The organism is Ignavibacterium sp. (assembly GCA_032027145.1).
GTDB lineage: Bacteria > Bacteroidota > Ignavibacteria > Ignavibacteriales > Ignavibacteriaceae > IGN3.
In genome coordinates this window covers 2,887,214-2,909,327 of the sequence record JAVSMP010000001.1, presented here as the reverse complement: position 1 = coordinate 2,909,327, position 22,114 = coordinate 2,887,214, and the positions used below count along the sequence as shown (strand labels likewise).

Sequence of the window (22,114 nt, the reverse complement as noted above, 5' to 3'; positions counted from 1 at the left end):
AATGAGAAAATCTACAACTACAAATGCTGCAGTAACAGAAGAAGATATTAAAATTGAATCTTCTCTACGTCCAAAACTTATTAAAGAGTTTTACGGACAAAAGAAAATAACAGACAATCTTAATATTTTTGTAACAGCAGCAAAAAAAAGAAAAGAAGCACTTGATCATGTTCTACTAACTGGTCCTCCTGGATTAGGTAAAACAACTTTAGCTCATATTATTGCAAATGAACTTGGAACAAAGATTAAAGTAACATCAGGTCCTGTATTAGAAAAACCGGGAGATCTTGCTGGTTTACTTACAAATCTTGAAGAACACTCAGTACTTTTTATTGATGAAATCCACCGCTTAAGTCCGGTTGTTGAAGAATATCTTTATTCTGCAATGGAAGATTATAAACTTGATATTATGATTGAAAGCGGACCAAATGCACGCTCGGTTCAGATTAGTTTGCCAAAATATACATTAGTCGGTGCAACAACACGTGCTGGCATGCTTACTTCACCGCTTAGAGACAGGTTCGGAATTAAATTTCGTCTTGATTACTATTCTACAGAAATGCTCGATACAATTGTTAACAGATCTGCAAGAATTCTAAATCTAAAAATTGATAAAACCGCTGCGCTTGAAATTGCAAAGAGATCAAGAGGAACTCCAAGAATTGCAAACAGACTTTTAAGGCGTACAAGAGATTTTGCTGATTTTGAAAACAATACTAACATAAATGTTGAGATTGCTAAGAAAGCTCTTGAAGCGTTAGAAGTAGATGAATTTGGATTAGATGAAATGGATAAAGATATTATTCTTGCAATAATTGACAAGTATAATGGAGGACCGGTTGGATTAAATACTCTGGCTGTAGCTGTTAATGAAGATCCGGGAACTATTGAAGAAGTATATGAACCGTTTTTAATTCAACAGGGTTTTATCCACAGAACACCACGCGGCAGAGAAGCTACTGCCTTAGCTTATAAAAGATTTGGCAGAAACAAGTTTGATAATAATAAATCATTATTTGAATAATATAAGGGAACTATTGTGAAAAACATTTTTAGTATTATTGTTTTGAGTTTACTGATACAAACTGTTTTTGCTCAAGATGAACTTCGCATACCAAATAATATAAAGGCTGCTTTTGAAAAGCAGACCAGATCTTACGATGGCAAACCAGGTGTAAATTACTGGATTAACAAATCTGATTATAAAATAATAGCAGAAATTGATCCTTATAACAAATTAATATCCGGATCTGAAGTAATTACATATTACAATAATAGTCCTGATACGCTTAAACAAATAGTTATTCGTTTATATCATAATGTTTCTAAACCTGCTGCCAGAAGAGATTTTCTTTTTAACAAAAATGCATTAACTGATGGAGTTTTATTAAAAGAGTTAAAAGTTAACAATACTGAAATAGATTTAACAAATCGTGCTTCAGTAACTGAAACAAGTACAAATATTATTATTAATCTAGATCAAAGAATCAGTCCCAATTCTAAAATAGATTTAAAAATTAGTTGGGAAGATAAAATTCCGCCGGTTCCTTCTATCCGATATGGAAGTTATGATTCTACTACAATGTTTATTGCATACTGGTATCCTCAGATTTCTGTCTATGATGATATTGATGGATGGGATATGTTGGACTATACCGGCACTTTAGAAATGTATAATGATTTTAATAATTATGATGTAATTTTAACTGTACCAAGCGGCTTTCAAATATGGGCAACCGGTGTATGGCAAAATCCTGATGAAATTCTGAACGAAAAATATCTTTCCTTATACAAAAAAGCCTGGCTATCTGATGAAATAATACGGATCATTAGTAAAGATGATCTGGAAAACAAAACTATTTATAAACATGATAAGAATAATTCTTTCAGGTTTGTGGCTGAGAATGTACCCGATTTTGCTTTTGGAATAAGTGATCATTATTTGTGGGATGCTACAAGTTTTGTTGCCGATAGTAAAACAGGAAGAAGAGTTTATTGTGCCGCCGCATATAAGGAATCTTCTAAGGATTTTGTTGATAATGCCTATTATGCAAAAGAAACTTTGAAATACTTTTCATTTGAAATTCCTGGAATCCCTTTCCCATTTCCATCAGCAACTGTTTTTAATGGATCAGGTGGTATGGAATATCCAATGATTGTAAACAACGGATCAACTACATCAAAAGCTGGCACAGTTGGTCTTACTTCGCACGAACTTGCTCATCAATATATGCCTTTTTTTATGGGAACAAATGAGCGTAAATATCCTTTTATGGATGAAGGATGGGCAGTAATGCTTCCTTATGACTTTCAGGAAAGAATGTCTGAAGGAAACCTGCCGCGTTTGATGACAATTGAAGGATATGAAAATTTTGCAGGTAATGAATTTGAACTTCCATTAACCACACCTTCTCCGATAATTAGTTGGCGTACATACAGAATTGCTGCATACAATAAACCTGCTATTGCGTATGATAATCTTCGGAAAATGCTTGGCGATGAATTATTTCTAAAAGCTTTACACGAGTATATGTTCAGATGGAATGGGAAACATCCAATACCTGCTGATTTCTTTTTCACATTTAATGATGTAACTAAAATGGACCTTAATTGGTACTGGAAACCCTGGTTTTATGATTTCAGTTACCCTGATCTGGCAATTGAAAAAGCAACTGTTAAAAGTAATAAACTGAAAGTTGTAATTGTGAATAAAGGAAAACTTCCTCTGCCGGTTAAACTTCAGGTTATGTTGAATGAAGTTGTAGTTAAAGAAGTTATGTTTAAAGCCGATATCTGGAAAAAAGATCTGAATTCGGTACAATTAACAATCGATGGAATAAAAGATTATGATGCAATAATTATTGGTGATAAGTCAATTCCAGATGTCAATAAGATTAACAATGTTTACTTCAAATAAGTAATTGATTATAAGTACTGTCTTGCATTTAAAATCTGTGAGATAGCACAATTTAATTACCTGTTCTTTTCTCGTTTAGTTTAACTCACTGGAAAGCAGAATTCAAACTTTGAATAATAAGCTGCACTTCTATTTTAATATCATCTTTTTCCACTGTTAACAGATTGTTTGTCTTTATATTTGCAGTAAATAATTATTTTTATAAAAACTGGTTGCTGAAGATTTTTTATGTACGAGTATCAAAAAAATAATATTTATTTTGCGCAAGCCGCAGGAATGATGGAATCTGTAAGTGAACAGGAGTTAAAAGAGCTTGGTGCAAAGGAAACTAAAATATCTTACAGAGGAGTTTATTTTTATGCAGATAAACCTGCACTTTATAAAATCAACTATTTATCAAAAACTATTACAAGAGTTTTAGCACCCTTAAAAAACTTTCATTGTAAATCTTCTAATGAAATAATGAAAGCAGCTAAGTCTGTTGAGTGGGATTCATTTTTCTCGTTTGATCAAACTTTTGCAATTACTTCTACAGTTAATAAAAGTACAATAAATAATTCTTTATATGCTTCACAGGTTCTTAAGGACGGGATTGCTGATTTTTTCAGGGCTAAATATGGAAAGAGACCAAATGTAGATACAGTTAATCCGGATATAAGATTTAATTTATTCATTGAGAAGGATAAAGCTGTTCTTAGTCTGGATACCTCCGGTGAATCTTTGCACAAGAGAGGATACAGATTATTAGCAGGCGAAGCACCAATGCAGGAAACTCTTGCTGCTGCAATTATACGTTTAAGTAAATGGAATGGTGATAATCCTTTATTGGATTGTATGTGCGGATCAGGTACAATCCTGTGTGAGGCTTTGATGCATTATTGCAGAATCCCTGCACAGTATCTAAGAAAAAATTTTGGATTCTTTTATTTACCCGATTATGATGAAAAAATCTGGCTTCAGATTAAATCTGAAATGAATAAAAATATCAGACCATTAAAAGATGGAATAATTACCGGCAGTGATAAATCTCAAATAACAATAAATACTGCAAGAGATAATCTATCTCGTTTACCATTTGGAGACAAAGTAAAGTTAGGAGCTTATCCATTTCAACATATTAAAAAATTTGAAAATGGTACAATAATTACAAATCCGCCCTATGGTATAAGACTTGGTATAAAGAAAGAGGTGGAAGCCTTGTATAAAGAATTTGGTGACTTTTTGAAAACCAAATGTAACGGAACCTCTTCATTTATTTATGTCGGGGATCCGGAATTACGAAAATACATTGGATTAAAAACTACCAGACGTATTCCACTTGTTAATGGAAAACTGGAAGGTGTACTGCTTCAGATAGACAGTTACATCGGCAGTAAAAAGAAAAAACATCAGGTTAAAGAAAATAAAATGTAATGTATAAATTTTGAAATATTTAATTACTTGTTTAATTTAAATTATAATTTTGAGAGCGTTGACTAATGATTAAAAATATTATTTTGCTTTTTCTGTTATTGTCTTCGGTTTTATTAGCACAGATTTATTCTGATCAGTTTTATGTTCAGAGGATTGATTCGATCTATGCTAATATCGAATCAAGTGATGGCGTTAAATTGAGTTCCGATGGTAAAAGTATTATGCTTAAGGATTCCGTAAATGAAGGATACTTCATACTCAAACCACAAACTTCAGCAGAGCCTTTCAATCGTGGACTGCCGTCCTGGAATGGATCATCACCATATAATAATGCCGGGTTTAAAGTGCAAATGCGTTTTCCTTATGGCTCCGGCTGGTCTTCCTGGCTGACAGTTGGTTTTTGGAAAGAATATATTTGGAATAGTTATGGTTCTACCGGATATGGTGATATCAATATAGATTATGACAATGTTGTAATGACTACCTATCGCAGCAAGTGGCAGTATAAAGTTATTTTTACAAGAACTGGTAATAATATTGAGTCACCATCTATTAACAAATTAAGTTTTTTTGTAAGTGATTCAAGAACAACTGATAATATTAATTACACACAAATATTGAACGATAAACCGCCTGCAATTTTTATTCCTACAGGATTTATTTATCAATATGGTGTTGACCCTCAAATCGGCGGCTCAATTTGTTCACCAACCTCTGTTGCAATGATCTTAAAAAGCTATAATATTATAGTTGATCCTTATCAGTTTGCACAGGATAATTACGATCCATACTTTAATATGTTTGGTATATGGCCAAGAGCAGTACAAAATGCTGCTGAACATGGACTTGATGGAGCAGTAACACGATACAGAACCTGGAGTGATGCACGGGCTGTTCTTGCCAATGGCGGCAGAATTGCAATGTCAATTGGTTTGCCGTTATATGCTGGTCATTTAGTAATGTTAGCTGGTTTTACTTCAGATGGAAGACCAATTGTTCACGATCCTGCTAAATCTAATGGTTATTCATTTATCCATAATAAAAGCGATCTCTCACATTCCTGGTTTGATAAAGGCGGAGTAGCATATACTTTTTATCATCCTGATAGTGTTGCAGTTGGAGTTAATGATCAATATGCAAATCTGCCCGTTAGTGATTTTAGTTTGTATCAGAATTATCCAAATCCTTTTAACCCATCAACAAATATTATGTTTTCGATTGCGTCACAGCAATTTGTATCATTAAAAGTATATGATATGCTGGGTAATGAAATAAAAGTATTACTTGATGAAGAAATGAGTGCTGGCAGTTATATTATAAATTTTGATGGAAGTTCACTAGCCTCAGGTGTTTATTTATATAAAATAACAGCAGGGGACAGAGCTGAAACTAAAAAAATGCTGCTGATGAAGTAATTAAAACAAAAGAAGCCCAAATCAATATAGTATTTGGGCTTTTTACTGTACACCCGCAGGGATTCGAACCCCGAACCTTCTGATCCGTAGTCAGATGCTCTATCCAATTAAGCTACGGGTGCATTCAAATTTGGTGATGCAAACTTACAACAAATCAACTGTTTAATCAATCTGAAAGACTACAAAATTAGGCCATATTCTAATGGTTTTTACAAAATCATTAGTCGCAGCCAAATCATCAAACACAGCAAAATTAAATTAAAAATATCAATAAAAAATATTGAAAAAGTTTTTGCTACCAGGTGAATATTTTTTTCAATACCAAGCTGTCCGGTTAGTTCTGCATTAAGTATTTCTTCAAGAGAGGTTTTGATGATCTTCTTTAAGGCTCTATTTCCTCTAATCAAGTACTGCTAAGTATTTGTGGTTTTCAAATCGGCTTTTAATTGCGCGATCATTTCTGGAGTTAATTCCATTGTGCAAATCTCCTTTCGGATAATAGTTAAAAAGTAATTATTTTTTTCAATTTGAAACCCCTTAATTGATTTTCGCCAAGCAAAGTGCGGCTTCGCGCAGTTTATCCCGATGATAATCGCGGCTTCACAGTACTTAACTAATATCTTACTTCAAGCATTTACACAGAATTTATAACACTCCCTCAATAAATGTAATGTTATCAGCAGCAGCATATAACAAAGGACAATGTGAAAATGGAAATCATCTTTTTATTACTTTTTTTATTAGCGAATTATTTTACCGATTATTTCATTTTTCAATCAGTTTATTTATTCCCCAAAAGAAACTTGGGGTTTTAAGGGTGGACTATATTTTTTCGCCGTGTATACTACAAAATTAATTTTAGAATGTGCAAGGTTTTGGATTAACTCGACATATTTATTAACTATCTGACAATTATCCAATTTTGAATTTTCAGATTTAAATTTTTAAGCATGCTTGACATATGTATAAAATTTTTCTATGTTGTGCAAAGGATTGCATAAAATTAAATAATACATTTAATAATTTCAATAAATACCCAAACAATGCTTTGCATTGGAATAGATTTTATATGTCCTATACATTAAAAGATATTGCAAAAAAGACCGGAGTATCCATCTCAACGGTTTCACGTGTCTTACACGACGATTCGAAAAAATACAAAATAAGTGATGAAACCACTGCAAGAGTAAAATTTGTAGCAAAGGAATTAGGTTATAGAGTTAATGCTTTAGCCAGGGGACTTCGCCAACAGAAGACTAGTGAGATTGGCATAGTTGTACCTGATATTTCTAATCCTTTCTTCTCTGAAGTAGTTAAAAATCTTGCTGCTGAATTACGAAAAAGGGGATATAATTTTATTGTATATGATTCTGATGAAGATTTAAATATTGAGATTTCTGGAATTAAAAGCCTTCTTGAAAAACGTGTTGATGGATTTATCATTGCCTCAGTTGGCCAAGATTATAATCATATTAATACAATCAAAGACTTGGAAATACCTGTAGTAATTGTTGATCGTTGTTTTGATGAGCTTGATGTTGATTCAGTAAGTGTTGATAATGTCAAAGGGTCTTTACTAGCTGTTAATTATCTCATTAAAGAAGGTCATTCGCGTATCGCTTTTATTCAAGGATTGTCTGAAACTTATGCAAACGAGACCCGTTTACAGGGATACAAAATTGCTTTACAAAATGCAGGCATTCCTATAGATGATCAATTAATTGTCGGTGATGATTTTAGAGCATTCAATGGTTATTTAAAAACAAAATCTCTCTTAGATCTTGCTGTTCCTCCTACTGCAATATTTGCTGCTGGTGATTTAATTGCCTTGGGTGCACTTGAGGCGTGTCGAGAAAGTAATATAAGGATTCCTCAAGATCTTTCTCTTATTACATTTGATGATCCAGTTTTTGCATCATACTTGTCTCCAGCACTGTCAGCAATCGAACAACCTACTTTAAAGATTGCTGAAATGGCTGTAGCTATGCTGTACAACAGGATTAAAAATCCTGGTGATGACCGCAGAAGAATTTTGCTTGAGCCAAAATTAAATATTCGTAATTCAGTAGCAAATATTGTTGCTGATATAAAAAAAGTATCAAATCACGGAATATTAAAATCAACCATGGTTTAATCGAAGGAATTTAGCGTGAATATATCTCCAAAGAACAAAAAAATTAAATCCTTGTCCCTCTTATTTCTTTTAATGGTTTACCCGGTTATATGTTTCGCTGGTAATACAGGTAAAATCGCTGGTAGAGTTACAGATAAAAATAATGGTGAACCATTGGTAGGTGCAAATATTTATATACAAGAATTGAATACTGGTGCTGCCACTGATATGAATGGAGAATATTATATCTTAAATATCTCTCCCGGTTCATATACTATCACTGTATCAATGGTTGGGTATGCAAAGATTTCAAAGAGCAATGTTTCAGTAATTATCGATAGAACTACAACGGTTGATTTTATTCTTGAAACTACATTAATCGAAGTCGAAGGCGTTTTGATTGTTGCAGAGCGTCCCGTAATTGATAAAGACCTTACAGCGAGTGAGCAAATTGTAACCGGAAATATTTTGGAAAAATCTGGTGCAAAATCAATTCATGATGCACTAGTCAGATTGCCTGGAATTATTGAAGATAATTCAAATCTTGCATGGCAGCGTGGATCAACAAAAGGATATATTCGAGGAAGTTCAAATGTGCAGGCTGTAGTAATGGTTGATAATCTCTCAGTTAATAGCGGGCTTGTTTCTGATAATTACACAGGATTTAATACATCAACGATTGAACAAATTTCTGTACTAACAGGTGGATACAATGCTGAATATGGTGAAGGCCGATCAGCTGTTGTGAATATCATCTCAAAGGAAGCACCAAAAGGAATCCATGGAACTTTAATTACCAGAATGCGACCGGCGGGCGTATATCATTTTGGCAGAAATATGTATAGCACAGAGAATAATGACTATAAAAGCACTGGAATAGATTACTGGACTCAGCAATCACAAGATGTGAATAGTCGTTTTTACCAAAAAAATCCAGATTCACTGCTAAATGCATGGAGGGAACAAACTACACCTAATGATGCTTTGGGTAAATACGCTGAACGACCAGAATATGAATATGAAGGTACTCTCTATGGTTCATTAACTGAAGATTTTAGTTTTCTTGCATCAGGTAGATTCAAACAAGGTGTTGGAATATTTCCTCAGGCAATACCATACAATCCAGAATTCAATATACAGGGTTATTTCAATTATAAGTTTTCTCCAGAATTCAAAATCCGTATTGGTGGATTTGTTGGAGGATATGAGAGTGCAGACTATACATCTTCAAATTTAAATACTTCGGAGATGGGGCAAGAAGCTGGTTGGCTAGCACCAATGAGAATCGACGAACAATATGCACGAGCAAAATATAATTTATTTGGAGCTCCATTCAGACAATGGCCTGAATTAAGGAGATGGTATCAATTTTATGGAAAGGCGACACACGTAGTCAATAACCAGTCATTTTATGATTTGACCTTTAGTTATTTAAAAGATAATTTAGATCGATCCGATAGGGATGACCGAGTTCCAGATTCTCTCTGGCTGTCAGATGTAGTATCCATGCATCCTAGATATACTTTGCAGGCATATTATCACACCTGGACAAAAATCAATACTGAATCATTTCAGTTAAAAGTCGATTACACAAATCAAATAACTAAAATTCATAATTTGAAAACAGGCTTCACATTTAAAGTTTTTGATTTTTATTACGAGAACTATGCGGCAGAATCTAAAAGCAATCGAGTAAACCTTATGAATGTGTTCGACGGTAATCCGTATGAGGGTAATTTTTATATCCAAGATAAAATTGAATTTCCTGGATTAGTTGTAAACGTTGGACTAAGAGCGGATTTCTTTAATCAAAACCGAAATGCACCAATAAATATGTTTGATCCTTTGGCATTTCAGATCGGCACTCCAGGCCATGATCCTGGAGCACCATTAGGAATTCCTGGCACACCGGAAAAAGAACGGACAAAGTTACAAATGGCAATCGCACCACGTCTCGGCATCTCACATCCAATTAGTGATAGAGCAGTCTTACATTTTGTATATGGTCATTTTTATCAGCGACCTTCGTGGACGAAAATGTTTGGTTTCCCATTTGTTAATTATGCAACTGCACGGGATAGTGTCTTAAATCCCTATGCAAAACAAACTACTTATATGGATGAATGGCAGGGTTATTATGGGAATCCAAAATTAGGATATGAAAAAACAATTCAGTACGAATTAGGAGTGGATTATAATATTGGCGATGTACTTAAATTAGATTTAACAGGATATTACAAAGATGGTTCTCGTGAAGCTGATGTCATTACCGGAGTGTATGCTGCAACTTATACAGCAACAAAGGCTTTAATGGTCAGCAACTCCGGTTATTCTGATGTCAGAGGAATTGAAACTAAAATCGATTCGAGATTTGATGGTATCTTTAATTTTGGATTAAGTCATGAAGTCTATTGGTCTTTTAATGGTGAAGTGGGATATAGAAGATTATATGAGCCAGGTTCACAGAGTATAAATGTTCCGAAAGGTCTTCGCCAGGAAAGTGGTGCTTGGGGCAATTATCATAGAATAAAAGGTTGGTTGAATTTATTTATTGATAAAAATGAAGGACCGGAAATCTTTGGCATAAAACCATTTAGCAACTTAAATGTTTTTATGAACTTTTGGTGGAGAAGCGGTGATCCGTATACATACCATGCCCCTGGAGATATCTCGACAGAACCAAATAATATGATGTGGTTTAATTATTATCAAATAGATTTAAATCTTTCGAAAGGATTTGAAGTATTCGGGACAGAGTTAGAAGTTAGTGTAGATATTAAAAATCTCTTTAACTTAAAATTCTTAAGACTGCTTTATGGTGATGATCTGAAACGTTATCTTGAAAATCCGAACCTTCCTGATAGTGAAAGATTGCCAAAAACTTATGATTTTTCCGAACCAAACATCTGGGAATGGTATTCTTATGAAGTTCCGCCAAGAAAAATATATTTCCAATTAGCTTTTAAGTTTTAATAAGAATTAAGAAATAAATATGAAAAATTTATTATTAGCTGTTTTATTAGTTGTTCTGATTGCCAGCTCTGTAGAAGCACAGGTTACCTGGGGTAAGCAAACGTTAAAACGCGGTAGACTTTGGGCTACAGTCTGGAACTCGATTCAGTATGGAGATCCAACTGAGACGCAAAACGGATTTCATACAATTGATTTTCCAGGTTACTCTAAAGCTACAAATGTAAGTGATGCATTAAACTATGCTGAAGCAGTGGGATATGCTATTTATGGTGTCAGGCAGAATGTTGCATCATCGTATACCATTAACTCCAGATTTTTTCCTTCGGGTCAGGATATATTTCCAATTGAAGAAGCTACCCTTACAAAAAACTACAATCTTACAAACATCGGATTAGCTGGTGAGGAAATTGTTTCGGGTGCACATCATGTTAATGGATTGAATGTTGATATTGGTAGAAGAAGTCTTGTCTGGAGTTATCCTGGCTTAAGTGATTTTATTATACATGAAGTAACCATTACTAACAATGAATTAACATCAGTCGATTCGATGTATTTTGGAATGCGCTATGGTTTAAGAATGACTCAGCGATCTGGCAGTAGAGGGGATGAGAAGTACGGATGGGACCCAATAGAAAAGTTATTTTATTTCTATGATCATCAATCGTTTAATTTTCAGGATGAGACACCTGTTGTTTACAACTTTGGAGTAGGACCAGAACGTGGTGATATCGGTGATGCGAGGGATATTTACCAGCAAGGTGTTCGTGAACACGAACTTGATGCCCCTGGATATTTTACAGTTGTTGTTTTGGACTCTGCTGGAGCTAATATTTATCAGAATATTCTGGAACATACAGGCCAAGGACTTACTGAAGGAGCTGATTTTGTTGATCAAATGTTCATACAAGGTTCATCTTCTCATGCAAGAGTAAAAGAAGTAATGACTCATCAACAACCAAGAATGTCCTGGGATTCAGCACGGGTGTTCGGTTTAGAAGGAGGAAATAAATTTGAACGGCGTCCAGAGTTTTTAGTTAGTATTGGCCCTTTAACACTTGCACCATTTGCATCAGTCAAACTTGTATTTGCAGAAGTGATGGGGGAAATGGATAGAGCTAAAATTGTAGAAGGTGGAGTTGCGAATATAGATTTTATGGCAACAGCATCAAGGGATACAATGCTTGCAAATGTTCGGAGAGCAAGAAATCTTTTCCTTAACAACTATATGCCAACAGTCCACCCACCACCAACACCAACAGACGGTGAGAACAGTCTTAGAATAACAACTGAACCTGGGCAAATATTTATTGAATGGCCTCCAATTTCACCAACTTATACTGATCCAATTTTAGGGATAAATGATTTTGCTGGTTATAGAGTCTATCGATCCAACTATTTTACTATTGGTCCCTGGGTTCTTGCTAAGGATATTAATAAAGATTCTGTAAATATTGTTGATGGCTATGTCAGATTCATTGACAAAGATTTGCCCTTTGGTGTGGGTAATTATTATTGTGTTACTTCTTATGATCTAGATGGAAATGAAAGTGGGAAAGTAAATAATACAAGATTTCCGATATATCCATTAAGGGCGCCCAATAATGAATTTCCCAAAAATGTTTTCGTTGTTCCAAATCCTTTTCGTCAGCATAGTAATTTATTTGGTGAAGGGGAACAATATCGTATAGAGTTTATCGGTATCCCGGCTATTTGCAAAATAAAAATCTATACTCTCACCGGAGATCTTGTTCAAGAAATCTATCACGACGACGGTAGTGGTTCTGAAGCATGGGGAAGTATCAAGCGTGCTGATTATCAGTTAAGTAAATGGACTTTAGGAGTTGCTCCAGGTATATATTTGTTTAGAGTAGAATCCTTAGTTGCCGGACACGAAGGAGAATCATTTATCGGCAAATTTGCAATAGTGAAGTAATGGAGAGTTTGTAATGAAATTATCAAATAAAAGTTCAGTATTTGTATTCTTGTGCATTTGTTTGCTCACTGTGAAAATATTTTCCCAATCAGGAATGGCCGAAAATGATATTGAACGAGCAGGACAATCAGGGTGGCAGTTTTTAAAGATAAATGGTGATTCCAGACAAGCAGCTCTAGGGGGAGCATTTACTGTCGTATCTGATGGAGACGCAAATTCTGTTTTTGGTAATCCAGCATCACTTTCCGATATAGAAAATTTTGATTTTCAGGTTAATGTATTAGAGTGGATTGCGGATATTAATTATCAATCTCTTGCTGCAGGGTACAGGCTAGGAGATTATGGTGTTGTGGGCGTTAGTCTTGCAATGCTTGATTACGGAGATATTCCTGAAACCATTAATGCTCCCTCCAGTAGTGGCGGGACCTCTACTTTAATAACTGGTAAAACTTTTTCTGCTAATGATTTTGTTGTTGGTTTCACTTATGCAAAAAAGATAACCGAAAATTTATCTGTCGGAGGCAGTGTTAGATATATGGAGCAGCATATTGCTGAGCTCTCAATGAGTAATTGGTCTTTGGATATTGGTACCTTATACTATACTGGTTTTAGGAGTTTACGTATTGCAATAACTGCAAGAAATTTTGGACCGGATTCACGATTCGGAGGTTGGAGCGAAGAATACCAGATAGAATCTGATTACGTTAGAATGCCTTTAGACTTTAGAGCTGGAATTGCAATGGATTTTTTTGATGAACCGGGAAGTCACCACTTATTGACTACAATTTTTGAAGGTAATCATCCAAATGATGGAAAAGAGAAATTTCATTTTGGATTAAGTTATGCTTTCGACAAGATGTTTTTTTTAAGAGCTGGCTATAAACTGAACTATGATGTACAAAGGTTTACTTTTGGTGCAGGTATTAATTATTTGATAGGTTCAACTAGAGGGACAATTAATTATGCATATGTTGATTTTGGTGAACTTACACAAGTTCACACTTTTTCACTGGGATTTTCTTTTTAATAAATGGTGTTCGTTCGTTAAAAAAGTTAAATAACTTAAAATAATAAGTTTGCTCAACTAGTAATACTATGAAAAATAAAGTTGTAGTTATAGGTAGTTATAATGTTGATATGACTATCAAAACAAAAAAAATTCCAAGCCCCGGAGAAACTGTGATTGGCGGGTCCTTTTCCACAGGTGGTGGGGGCAAAGGAGCAAATCAAGCTATTGCTGCCGCAAGACTTGGTGCTGATGTAAGTTTTATTGCACGTGTAGGTAGTGATTTGCTAGGTCAGGAAGCCATAAAAAAACTTAACGATGAACATATTGATACTAGATTTATTTTCCGGGACAAGCAATTACCCACAGGAGTTGCATTTATCGTAGTTGATGATAGTGCTGAAAATAGCATTGTTGTTGCTTCCGGAGCGAATGCAGCTTTAAGTGTTGAAGACATAGAGAATGTCAAAGTAGAATTATTATCAGCCGATATTCTGCTAGTTCAATTAGAATCTCCGGTAGAAACAATAAAGTCTGCGATAAAAATTGCAAAGCAAAATGGCGCTACAGTGATCCTAAATCCGGCCCCTGCACAAAAACTTGATACTGATATCCTAACTAATATTGATATTATAACCCCAAATATTGTTGAAGCAGAAATGCTTACAGGGATCAAAGCTATTGATGCAGATAGCTTAAAGAAGATAGTAAGTAAATTTTTCGAGTATGGAATAAAAAATGTTTTTATTACAATGGGTTCCAAAGGATATTTTGCCGGATTAATAAATGCATCTGTAATAGTTCCTGCTTATAAAGTTACATCAGTCGATACAACTGGTGCAGGAGATGTTTTTAGTGGTTCACTTGCTGCTTTTTTAGCTGAAGGAATACCTATCGAAATGGCGGCCAGAATGGCAAATGGAGCAGCTTCTATTTCCGTTACTCGCATTGGTGCTCAAAATTCCGCTCCCAAAAAAGCTGAAGTTGAAGAGTTTATGATGTCTCACAATATTGTTGAAAGCGAGATTTCAAACTGAATTTTTAATTATTTTAAATAATAAAGGAGCTATATATGAAAACAATTAAATTATTTTTCGTACTACTTCTGTCCATAGTGCTTTGTAGTCAAGCCATATTTGCACAGGTATCTCAGAATATGACTCTTCTTGGAAATTTCGGAAGAGGTGAGGGAGAATCGAAAGCTGTTTTTGCGGCTGGCTCACTTGTTTTTTATGGTCTAGGAAATAAAATGCAAATCGCAACTTTTTCTGATCCGCAGTCTCCTGTAAAAATTGGTAGTGTGATACTATCAGACATTGTTGAGGATTTAGTGCGTACTTCAATTAATGGAACTCAACATATAGTGGCGAGCGGTGGTAGTAAAATGTGGTTAATAAATGTTCAGAATCCAACCGTTCCTTCGCTCGTTGCGGATGTTGAGGTTGCCCCGGGAACAACTTGTGAAGGAATAGCCACAAGTGGAACTTATGCTTACGTTGCTGCTGGCGGCGCTGGATTTAAAATTTACAATATATCAAATCCTACAAGCCCATCACTAGTTGCTTCAATAGATAGTTTAGAGTATTGTGAAAGTGTTGTTATTTCTGGGCAATATGCATATATAGCTGCTGGATCGCGAAGTCACATCCTTGATATTTCAAATCCAGCATCGCCAACATATGTTGGGAGAATAGATGGTTATGGGGGCTATCATCAATATTTAAATGTAAGATCCGGATATGCGTATGTTTGTAATTATGATGCTGGTTTTGCAGTGGTTAATGTTACGAACCCTTCAAATCCGGTAAATGTTGTAGAAATACCATCAGGATATAGAACTGCAAGAATTATCTTTGATGGTAATTATGCCTACGTAGCTATAGGAGATGCAGGAGTTGCAATTTATAATGTTGTTAATCCGGCTTCACCTGTTTATGTAACTACTATACAAACAACAGGTAGAGCCGCTTCTCTATATTACGGAGCTATAACAATCGGAGGAACACCAACTGGACATATTTTTGTTGCTAATAGAAATCCCGCGCCAGGTATAAGTGCGATAAATGTATCTAATCCAAGTTCGCCTGTTACCACTTTCTTTTTAGCTGCAGTTCCTGCTGCTACTGGATCAGCTTTTATTCCATTCTATACTAATGGAAAAGTTTATGTCGCATACGGCAGTGCAGGATTGAGAATACTAGATGTTCAAAATCCATCAAATATTTCTTTGCTTGGTACAGCAGTTCTTGGAGGTGATTCAAGAGAAGTTGTTGTCAGCGGAAACTATGCCTACATTGCTGCAAGAGATTCAGGTGTTTATGTTGTTGATGTAACTGATCCAGCAAATCCAGTTAAAATAAAAACTTTGCAAACTCCTAGAGCGCGCGGGATTGCAATAAATGGTTCAATGGTCTATGTTGCAGCCAGTGATAGTGGAATGGGAATTATTGATATCTCAAATCCTTCGAATCCTGTTATGGTTGGTTATACAGGTTCTGATGTTTATGGTGAAAATATTTCAGTAAATGGTAATGTTGCCGGCATAACTGATTATGGACAAATCACATTCTATGATTTAACAAATCCTGTCAGTCCAATTAAAAAAGGATCAACTGGTTCGCTTAGTACTGGTAATGAAGGCTTTACAATTAAAAGTAATTATGCTTACGTTCCAGACGGAGATAGTTTAAAAGTTTTTAATATTTCTGATCTAAACTCACCTGCACTTGTTTCAAAAATATATACAGGTGGTTATGGATATATGGCTTATGTTGAGGGAGATTATTGTTATGTTGCATCAGAAGGAACAGGTGTAAGAGCTATAAATGTTTCAAATCCATCTGTACCTGTTGAAGATGGTTACTACGATGATGTACCTCAGTCCAGAGGATTATCAGCAAATGGTAAATATGTTTATGTATCAGAAAAAGCAGATGGGCTTACAATATATTCTAATGATCTTGTTACCTCAGTTGATTATAGAGATTTGTATATGCCTGAAAGCATATCTTTATCACAGAATTATCCAAATCCTTTTAATCCTTCAACTAATATTTTCATTGAGCTTAAAGAAAAGACTTTTGTAACTCTTGAAGTCTTTAATTCTATCGGACAAAAAGTTGCTGTGCTTATCAATAAAGAATTATCGGCAGGTTCAACTAATATTATTTTTGATGCTTCAAAGTTTTCAACTGGTGTATATTATTATCAATTAACCGCAGATGGAATTAATCTTAGCAAAAAAATGATGTTAATTAAATAGTTAAAAGTGGTAATATTTTTTAATCCAAAATTATTTAGGAACTCATTAACATTTAGTGAGTTCCAATTTTGAAAGGAGGTTAACTTTAATTATCTACAGCGCTACGAGCTAAATAATAAAATTTATTATTAACTTTTTTTAGGAAGGTAAAATGAAAGATATTAAGATGTTTTTGGGGATGCTAATAATACTGTTGACAGTACTCAGTGTGTCAATATTTTCTCAGGTTCCTTTATTTAACAATATGCCAGCAAATGGTGTGTTGGGTACAATGGATTTTGTAACAAATACCAATTATACTTCTCCTACAACCACAACTTTAGCAGAACCATTCTGTGTTGCGGTTGATCCAACTACAGGAAAATTATTTGTTGCTGATAGAGACAATAGAAGAGTTTTGCGATGGAGTTCAGCTGACAAGCTAATTAATGGCTCACCAGCAGAGGTTGTGTTTGGACAACCAGATTTTGTAACCAGAACTGCAAATACCGGTGGTATATCTGCTGCAACAATGAATAATCCAAACGGAGTTTATGTTGATGCAAATGGAACTTTATGGGTTGCTGATCGAGATAATCATCGTATATTAAGATTCGATAACGCTTCAACAAAATTAACTGGTGCTAATGCTGATGGCGTTTTAGGTCAGTCTAACTTTACATCAAATACTGCTGGAACAACAGCTGGTTTATTGAGTGCCCCAACAAGCGTTTTTGTAGATGGTAGTGGTAGTTTATGGGTTTGCGATAAAGACAATAATAGAGTTTTAAGGTTTGATAATGCTTCAGGTAAACCTAATGGCGGCAATGCAGATGGAGTTTTAGGACAAACTGATTTTACTTCCAGTTCTTCGGGAACAACTGCTTTAAAATTTGATGCTCCTTGGGGAGTTTACGTTGATGTAACAGGAAAGTTATGGGTAGCTGATCGGTATAATAATCGTGTATTACGATTTGATAACGCAGCAGGTTTAGCCAATGGTTCACCTGCAAATGGAGTTTTAGGACAGATTGATTTTGTTAGTTCGTCTTCAGGATTATCTCAATCAAAATTTGATGGACCACGTGGTACATTTATGGATGGAATGGGAAGATTATATGTTGGTGATGAAGGTAATAGCAGAGTTATAGTATTTAATGATGCAGATTCAAGACCAAATGGTGGTGATGCTGATTATGTTCTGGGTCAACCCGATTTTGTAACAACAGGTGGAGTTACTTCGCAAACTGGACTGAATTACCCATCATATGTTTTTATTGATAACGCAAATAGTCATATTTGGATACCAGATACTTACAGTCATCGTGTATTACGTTACGATGTATCTCCATTACCTGTTGAACTTACTTCATTCACTGCAGTTTCTCAAAATCAGCAGGTTGCTTTATATTGGAGTACCGCAACTGAACTTAACAACAATGGTTTTGAAATTCAAAGAAGTAATTCAAATCCTGAATTTATTACAGTTGGATTCATAAAAGGATTTGGTACAACTACTGATGCACGAAACTATACTTATGTGGATAAAAATTTATCGGCTGGCGTTTACATTTATAGATTAAAGCAGATCGATTATAATGGTCAATTTGAATATTCGAATTCAATCGAAGTTAATGTTGCCAATCTTGATAATTATGCTTTACTACAGAATTACCCAAATCCATTTAACCCCACTACAAAAATTGGATATATTCTAAAAGACAGAAGCAATGTGAAGGTTGTAATTATGAACTCAATTGGTGAAGAAGTTGCAGTTTTGGTTAATGAAATACAAGATCAAGGACTTCATGAAATCGATTTTCATGCATCTGATTTATCAAGTGGTATTTATTTCTATTCTATCCAAACAGCTCAATTTAACCAAACAAAGAAAATGCTGTTGATGAAATAGTATCAAATGATACCCAAGGAAGGGTAAAATAAAGTTTCAAGTCAGCCGGTAATAAGTCAATATACTGGCTGACAACAGATAGTAACAAGAGAAATAGTATTTAAGTCATCAAACTTTTTCGATAGAAGTCTGACGGCTTCAAAATTACGGATGTAACGTTCAACAGCATCCTTAGAGTGATTAGTTCTTTGACAAATTGCAGGGACAAGATAACCCTTCTGATAAAAAGAGATAATTTCTTTTTTGTTTGTCTGTCCACTTCGTATCTGTTGTATGTTACCACGAGTAGGTAAGGATCTTCCATAAAGAGATTGATATTCTCTAACATAATTATCAGCAGTGTATTCATTAACCGAGAGCAGCACAGCAAGATCTAGTTGAGTGAGCAAAGCACCTGTTCAATTACCTCTTTGGTGATGCGGATGAGTCAGTGCTGACGCAGAGCAGCAAGACTTTGCTTTTTGTAAACAGATAAATCCTCATCAGTGTTATGAAGAGCAAGATGAACAGATTTTTTAAGGTAGAGCTGAACAGGTTTACCAGCAGACTCACGATCATCAACAGCCAGGTAGTGAACCTGACCAGAGGTAAGATTAAGCTGAACGTGCTCGGTGAAATAATCTTTTATCTGGTTGAAGCAAGCCTCGGCAAGGATGGGCGTGAGGTTAAAGTCCCTTGCAATGTTATTGATGATAGAATATTTAACAGACTTTGATTGAAGTCTGTCAGAAAATGAATTAACAGTTATCATAGATAACTCCGGGAGATTATTAGTTAAAATTACTTAATCTTCGTTTAGGTATCATATGAGACTAACTATATATAGATTAAGGATAGGATTATTTTTAAGACTGTTTCAGATTTATTTTGGAAACAACCTTTTTTAAAGTAAATCTGCACTCAGGTTGCAGAACATTTTAAAATTCTTTTTAGACATAGTATATGCAATATTTCAAATCACTATATATCCTTTTGATAATCTTCGGGATGAATACAATTTTTATTATCGCTCAGTCAAATCAAACTGAAAACATTTTTATCACACCTACAGCAAGTAATTTTACCTATCCACAATCATTATTTGTTGATTCTTACAATGGTAATATTTGGATCACTGATTTTGATAATAATCGAGTGATGCGATTTGATGTCTCAACTCTGACAGCATTAAATGAAATCCACTCAATAAATTATCCTTTAGATTTTTCACTAGGACAAAATTATCCTAATCCGTTTAATCCCATAACAAATATTTCATTCTCAGTAAGAATTACTGGTGTTGTAAAATTAGAAGTCCACAATTTGTTGGGTCAAAAAGTTGCCGTGCTATTCGATGAAATAGCAGCCGCAAATACTATTTATTCAATTAGGTTCAATGCAGAAAATTATTCGAGTGGAATTTATATTTATTCCCTTCGCACCAAAACTGGAATTGAATCAAAAAAAATGTGCTTGATAAAGTAAGGATTATGGAATGAAACTCTTTAATCAACTCAAAACAAAGATATACCTTCCAATTTATTTTGTTTTATTTACAGTAATCACCTCAGCACAATCACCGCTTGTAAACAATATGCCTGCAAGCGGAGTAATAGGACAATTAGATTTTATTTCTGGTACTGCAGGAACAACATCGAACAAATTAAATGCACCTTCTGGCGTAGCAATTGATCCAACAACAGGAAAATTATTTGTTGCAGATCGATATAATAACCGTGTACTTAGATGGAGTTCTGAAGATAAAATGATGAATGGTTCTTCAGCAGAAGCAGTTTTTGGACAATTAGATTTTAATTCTTCTACCAGCGGATTGTCTGCTTCAAAATTCAATGATCCAATAAGGGTTTTTGTTGATAGCTCAGGCAATCTTTGGGTAAGTGATTATTTAAACAACAGAGTATTAAAGTTCGAAAACGCTTCATCAAAATCCAGTGGTGCATCCGCTGATGTAGTGTTGGGTCAAGCTGGATTTACAGTAAATACATCAGGTACAAGTATAAATAAAATGAAAGGCCCGGTTGGAATTTTTGTTGATGGAGATGATAGACTATGGATCACAGACCGATTGAATAATCGCGTACTGAGATTTGATAATGCCTCTACATTAACAAATGGTGCAAATGCGGATTTTGTTTTAGGTCAACCTGATTTCAATACCGGAACAAGTGGCTTATCATCAACCAAAATGAACAAACCAATGGGAGTTTATTTAGACAAAGATGATAATTTATGGGTTTGTGAGGATGATAATAGAAGGGTAGTGAGGTTCGATTCTGTTTCATTTAAATCAAATGGTGCAGAAGCTGATGGTGTTCTGGGCCAGCCGGATTTTACAACAAACTTAATAAACTACTCAAGAAATGGAGTTGGTAATTTACGTGGAGTTTATGGTGATAAGGCTGGAAGAATTTATCTTGTAGATGAATCCAATCACAGAGTGCTTATTTTTGATCACGCATCCTCACAACCAAATGGTGCTTATGCTGATTATGTAATTGGCCAGCCTGATTTTGGAAGCGACCCTATTATACAACAAGAGATTTATGATCCTTCAACATTAAACTATTTACTATTTATACCGCGTGATTCATCCGCAGTTGAGAATGGAAAATTTCCATTGATAATATCTTTGCACGGAATTGGTGAGCGTGGTGAAGATTTGTGGCGTGTTAAAGGTGATGGACTTCCAAAAATTTTAGATGGTAAAAATGATTTTCCTTTTATAGTAATATCACCACAATGTCCTTTATCAACAGAATGGTATTACAATGATGGAATCCAACTTAAGCTAAATAAACTTATTGATAGTGCAATTGTTCGATATCCAGTTGATACGAACCGAATTTATTTAACCGGGTTTAGTATGGGAGGAATTGGAACAATTGATTTGGCTATTAGATATCCGGATCGCTTTGCTACTTTAATGCCGATCGCATTCAGGATTGAGGATGGTTGGGATTTGTGCGTAATAAAGGATATTCCTTTTTGGGGATTTCATGGTCAGCATGATCCTATAATCCCTTTGTACAAAGCACAGAGTGTTGTAACTACTTTAATAAATTGTGGTGGAAATCCACTGTTTACTATTTATTCTGATCTGTTTCATGATGCTTGGACAAGAACGTACAATAACCCAGCTGTTTTTGAATGGCTGCTTACAAATAGATTAGACTGAAAAGGTTTTTATGACT

At 34.8% G+C, this 22,114-nt stretch carries 15 protein-coding genes and 1 tRNA gene; 13 read left to right on the top strand and 3 right to left on the bottom strand.

The window, feature by feature from the left end; genetic code table 11:
• Position 1: 1 nt before the first annotated feature.
• The 4 genes from ruvB (at position 2) to ROY99_12240 (ending at position 5,745) form a co-directional block, all read left to right on the top strand.
• The gene (gene ruvB / locus ROY99_12255; GenBank protein MDT3697148.1) at positions 2-1,024 is read left to right on the top strand and encodes a Holliday junction branch migration DNA helicase RuvB; all 1,023 of its coding nucleotides are present in this window, start codon (positions 2-4) and stop codon (positions 1,022-1,024) included.
• Between the two features lie 15 nt (positions 1,025-1,039).
• Complete coding sequence (locus tag ROY99_12250) at positions 1,040-2,917, top strand: M1 family metallopeptidase (protein ID MDT3697147.1); 1,878 nt, start codon at positions 1,040-1,042, stop codon at positions 2,915-2,917.
• 228 nt (positions 2,918-3,145) lie between these two features.
• Positions 3,146-4,330 carry a class I SAM-dependent RNA methyltransferase gene (locus tag ROY99_12245; protein ID MDT3697146.1) on the top strand — a complete coding sequence of 395 codons (1,185 nt, stop codon included), beginning with the start codon at positions 3,146-3,148 and terminating at the stop codon, positions 4,328-4,330.
• A gap of 65 nt (positions 4,331-4,395) precedes the next feature.
• Positions 4,396-5,745 carry a T9SS type A sorting domain-containing protein gene (locus tag ROY99_12240; protein MDT3697145.1) on the top strand — a complete coding sequence of 450 codons (1,350 nt, stop codon included), beginning with the start codon at positions 4,396-4,398 and terminating at the stop codon, positions 5,743-5,745.
• Positions 5,746-5,793: 48 nt separating this feature from the next.
• On the opposite strand, the gene ROY99_12235 is transcribed toward ROY99_12240, so the two are convergent.
• Positions 5,794-5,867, bottom strand: a tRNA-Arg gene (locus ROY99_12235).
• A 947-nt stretch (positions 5,868-6,814) separates the two neighbouring features.
• Between ROY99_12235 and ROY99_12230 the strand changes: the two genes are divergently transcribed.
• From ROY99_12230 to ROY99_12200, 7 genes are all read left to right on the top strand, one after another.
• Complete coding sequence (locus ROY99_12230; GenBank protein MDT3697144.1) at positions 6,815-7,879, top strand: LacI family DNA-binding transcriptional regulator; 1,065 nt, start codon at positions 6,815-6,817, stop codon at positions 7,877-7,879.
• Between the two features lie 15 nt (positions 7,880-7,894).
• Positions 7,895-10,831, top strand: a complete 2,937-nt coding sequence (locus ROY99_12225; protein MDT3697143.1) for a TonB-dependent receptor — start codon at positions 7,895-7,897, stop codon at positions 10,829-10,831.
• A gap of 19 nt (positions 10,832-10,850) precedes the next feature.
• Entirely contained in the window at positions 10,851-12,764 is a 1,914-nt protein-coding gene (locus tag ROY99_12220) for a hypothetical protein (protein ID MDT3697142.1), read from the top strand.
• Between the two features lie 13 nt (positions 12,765-12,777).
• Positions 12,778-13,791 carry a PorV/PorQ family protein gene (locus ROY99_12215; protein MDT3697141.1) on the top strand — a complete coding sequence of 338 codons (1,014 nt, stop codon included), beginning with the start codon at positions 12,778-12,780 and terminating at the stop codon, positions 13,789-13,791.
• Positions 13,792-13,859: 68 nt separating this feature from the next.
• The gene (gene rbsK / locus ROY99_12210) at positions 13,860-14,807 is read left to right on the top strand and encodes a ribokinase (GenBank protein MDT3697140.1); all 948 of its coding nucleotides are present in this window, start codon (positions 13,860-13,862) and stop codon (positions 14,805-14,807) included.
• A gap of 35 nt (positions 14,808-14,842) precedes the next feature.
• Positions 14,843-17,032, top strand: a complete 2,190-nt coding sequence (locus ROY99_12205) for a T9SS type A sorting domain-containing protein (protein MDT3697139.1) — start codon at positions 14,843-14,845, stop codon at positions 17,030-17,032.
• Between the two features lie 151 nt (positions 17,033-17,183).
• Positions 17,184-18,923, top strand: coding sequence for a T9SS type A sorting domain-containing protein (locus tag ROY99_12200; protein MDT3697138.1), 1,740 nt, complete (start codon positions 17,184-17,186; stop codon positions 18,921-18,923).
• 56 nt (positions 18,924-18,979) lie between these two features.
• On the opposite strand, the gene ROY99_12195 is transcribed toward ROY99_12200, so the two are convergent.
• Together ROY99_12195 and ROY99_12190 are read right to left on the bottom strand one after the other, a co-directional pair.
• Positions 18,980-19,312, bottom strand: coding sequence for a DUF1670 domain-containing protein (locus tag ROY99_12195; protein ID MDT3697137.1), 333 nt, complete (start codon positions 19,310-19,312; stop codon positions 18,980-18,982).
• 38 nt (positions 19,313-19,350) lie between these two features.
• Positions 19,351-19,674 carry a hypothetical protein gene (locus tag ROY99_12190; GenBank protein ID MDT3697136.1) on the bottom strand — a complete coding sequence of 108 codons (324 nt, stop codon included), beginning with the start codon at positions 19,672-19,674 and terminating at the stop codon, positions 19,351-19,353.
• Between the two features lie 236 nt (positions 19,675-19,910).
• Here ROY99_12190 and ROY99_12185 point away from each other — a divergent pair, with 236 nt between their 5' ends.
• Together ROY99_12185 and ROY99_12180 are read left to right on the top strand one after the other, a co-directional pair.
• The gene (locus ROY99_12185) at positions 19,911-20,387 is read left to right on the top strand and encodes a T9SS type A sorting domain-containing protein (GenBank protein MDT3697135.1); all 477 of its coding nucleotides are present in this window, start codon (positions 19,911-19,913) and stop codon (positions 20,385-20,387) included.
• Positions 20,388-20,397: 10 nt separating this feature from the next.
• Complete coding sequence (locus tag ROY99_12180; GenBank protein MDT3697134.1) at positions 20,398-22,098, top strand: hypothetical protein; 1,701 nt, start codon at positions 20,398-20,400, stop codon at positions 22,096-22,098.
• Positions 22,099-22,114: the final 16 nt, after the last annotated feature.